We start from the raw sequence: 2,830 nt of genomic DNA on the forward strand, positions 1-2,830 counted from the left end.
CGTTTCGGAAGAGACCGGGATGACATAGGATTCAGCCGGGTTGTAGACCATGAAAAGAAGCGTCAGAAGCACGCCGGGAATGATACCTGCGATGAAAAGCTGGCCAATGGATTCATTGGCGAGCGAGCCATAGATCAGCAGGTTTACCGAGGGCGGGATCAGGATGCCGAGCGTGCCGCCCGCCGCCAGCGAGCCGAGCGCCTGCCGCGACCCGTAGCCGCGCGCCTTCAGGTTCGGCAGCGCCACGGTGCCGACGGTTGCGGCGGTCGCGACAGAGGACCCGGAGGTCGCGGCAAAGAGCGAACAGCAGCCGATGTTGGTGTGCAGCAGCCCGCCCGGCAGACGGTTGAGCCAGAGCGCCAGCGCCCCGTACATCCGGTCGGCGATCCCGCTTCTCAGAAGCAATTCGCCCAGCAGGATGAACAGCGGAATAGCCGTGAGGATGTTTTCATTCTGCACCCCCCAGATCACCGGCCCCATGGAGTTGAGCAGCGGCCAGCCGAACAGCATCACGCCGCCGATCACCCCCAGCACCACCATGATGACCGCAATGGGGAAGCTCATGAGCAAAAGGCCCATCATCCCGAAAAATCCTACGAAAACCGATCCAACGCCCATGACGTCCTCCCTGGATGCGGAACGCCCTGCGCGCCGCTCATGTGTTAGCCGAAGCGCCGCCTACCGGCGCTCCAGATCGCTCATTTCTTCCTGCAGTTCCTCGATGGCGCCCTTTGGATGGAATTCCGCGCTGACCTGTTCGAGACGGCCGTTGATGACATGCATCGTGGCGCGGATCGCGAGGTAGATCGCCGAGAGGGCGAAAAGGGCCAGCGCGCCATACCAGGCGGCCTGCGGCCAAATCAGCGGCGTCGCCCAGGGTGTCGGGGCGGTCGAGCCGTAGGCCATCGTATCGACGATCACGATCCGCCCGACATAGAGGATGAAGAGCCCCAGTACCGCCATGGAGACGATCGACAGCCAATCCATGATCGCCTGAAGCCGCTTGGGGAACCGGCTGTGCAGCACGTCGATCCGGATATGCGCGCGGTCATACAGCGCCACGACGAAAGCAAGGCTCGATCCGACGGCAAGAACGTAGCCCCCAAGCTCATCGGCCCCTTCGAACGAGAAGTTGAAAAGCTTCCGCGCCACGGTTTCGATGGAGACGAATATCGACAGGGCGAGGAGCGCAATTCCGAACAGGCGGGATGCCAGCGCCGCGATGCCTTCTACGGGGAACCAGCCGGTCCGCCGTTCGGGGATGACGGGTGTAGACGGGGCCATGATGGCCCCGCCTGTGTTTTTCCGTATCATTGCGACATCACGGCGCCGATGGCCGCCTTCCAGTCTTCCGAGCAGGTGGCATTCTGCTTGTCGCAGACCTCCGCCCATGCGGGGAACGAGATCTCGTTGACCGCGTTCTCGATGATCGCCTTGTCGGCATCCGTGACGGGAACAAGCTTCAGGTCATATTTCTTGACCGTTTCGCAGGGCTCGTCGCCCACGTTGCACCGGACGGCGTCCTCAAAGAGTTCTTCGGAGTAGGTCCAGATTTCTTCGACCAATGCATCGAACCCGTTTTCCAGCTTGGTCTGGTCTTCCGGCGTCAGGCTGTTCCAGGCGTCGAGGTTCATGCCGTAGCCATTGAGCGCGAGCTGGAAAGCGACCGGAAGCATGTAATTGGTCACCTCGGGCCATCCGGCGGAGTTGGCAGAACTGGGCCCCGTGATCGCGCAGTCGACCACGCCGCGGGCGAGCGACTGGTGAACGTCCGGGAAACCGATGGGAACAGGCGTACCCCCGACGGAGGAGACGAAGTTGGCGAGGTTCTGGTCATAGACCCGCACCTTCTTGCCCTGCAGGTCGGACAGCTGGGTGATCTCTGGCTCGCAGAACAGAACCTGCGGGCCGAAGGGCCAGACGCCCAGCAGCTTGGTGTTGAACTTCGCCTGCAACTGTTCGTCAACCTTGTCCGCGAAAGCGGCGATGGTCTTGCGCCCGGTGTCGTAGTCGGGGTTCAGCCCAACGAGGTCGAGGCCGAGGATCGTCGGTTCATCGCGTGAAATCTGGCTCATCCGGAGCGAGACGATGTCAAACAGACCCGCCTTGAGGATGCGCAGTTGTTCCGTATCCTTGATGCCGGTTACATCGAGCGGCTTGTAATCGACCGAGGCATCGATCCCGGTACGCTCGGCAAAGTTTTCGAAGAACGGCTGTTCCACGTTCTTCTGGATCAGACCGGTCGCGACCGGCTGTCCCAGCGCCTTGAACGAGTAGCTCTCGGCCGAGGCCATGGTTGTCGCGGCCAGCAGCGCCGATACCGCGAGTGTAGTCAGGGTTTTCATTCGTTTCCTCCTCCTTGTAATTCACTGTCTGAATTGCGCGCTATGCCGAAACCTGTTCGGCGCCGCGCGTGTCGTTTCGGGGTAGGGGGCATTCGAATATCCGGCCCCATCGGGACAGGGGCGCGGTATCGAATCCGATGCGCCGCAGCGCGTGCCAGAGCGTGACGGATATGCTGTCGAACACGGGGATCCCGGTTTCCCCCTCAACGGTCGGTGCAACCCGCGGCCCGTCGAAGTTGGTGCAGAAAACGGTGATGGCGTCGGGCGTTTTGGCCGCCACCTCCCGGATCATTTGGGCGATCGTGTCCTCGTCATACTGGGCGAAGGTGAAATTGCCGGGGTCTTCGAGGTGGCGTTCATGCACGCAGTCAAAGCCCACTTTGGCAAAATTCGTGATGATCGCGTTCTGCACCTCTTCGAGGTAGGGCGTCGCCAGGGCGTAACGGCTTGCCCCCATGGCGCGGAAGGCATCGAGCGTTGCGAGC

Annotated in this window: 4 protein-coding genes; all 4 read right to left on the reverse strand. The window is 61.8% G+C overall.

Features of this window, described 5'->3' with window-relative positions; genetic code table 11:
• On the reverse strand, positions 1–618 hold a 618-nt coding region (locus A3728_RS10850), incomplete at its 3' end, for a TRAP transporter large permease subunit (protein ID WP_150120734.1).
• A gap of 60 nt (positions 619–678) precedes the next feature.
• On the reverse strand, positions 679–1,284 hold the full coding sequence (locus tag A3728_RS10855; protein WP_067923369.1) for a TRAP transporter small permease subunit: 606 nt from the start codon (positions 1,282–1,284) through the stop codon (positions 679–681).
• Positions 1,285–1,310: 26 nt separating this feature from the next.
• Positions 1,311–2,345 (reverse strand): TRAP transporter substrate-binding protein, encoded by a 1,035-nt coding sequence (locus A3728_RS10860; protein WP_067923366.1) that lies wholly within the window; start codon positions 2,343–2,345, stop codon positions 1,311–1,313.
• A gap of 40 nt (positions 2,346–2,385) precedes the next feature.
• Positions 2,386–2,830: maleate cis-trans isomerase family protein (locus tag A3728_RS23090; protein WP_443069427.1), on the reverse strand; the 445-nt coding region annotated here is incomplete at its 5' end.

Source organism: Sulfitobacter sp. HI0040, from assembly GCF_001634885.1.
GTDB lineage: Bacteria > Pseudomonadota > Alphaproteobacteria > Rhodobacterales > Rhodobacteraceae > Sulfitobacter.

What these genes read in the sequence shown, in the direction of transcription:
- A3728_RS10855 (WP_067923369.1), bottom strand. Translation starts at nt 1,284, where the DNA reads ATGGCCCCGTCTACACCCGTCATCCCCGAACGGCGGACCGGCTGGTTC.
- A3728_RS10860 (WP_067923366.1), bottom strand. Translation starts at nt 2,345, where the DNA reads ATGAAAACCCTGACTACACTCGCGGTATCGGCGCTGCTGGCCGCGACA.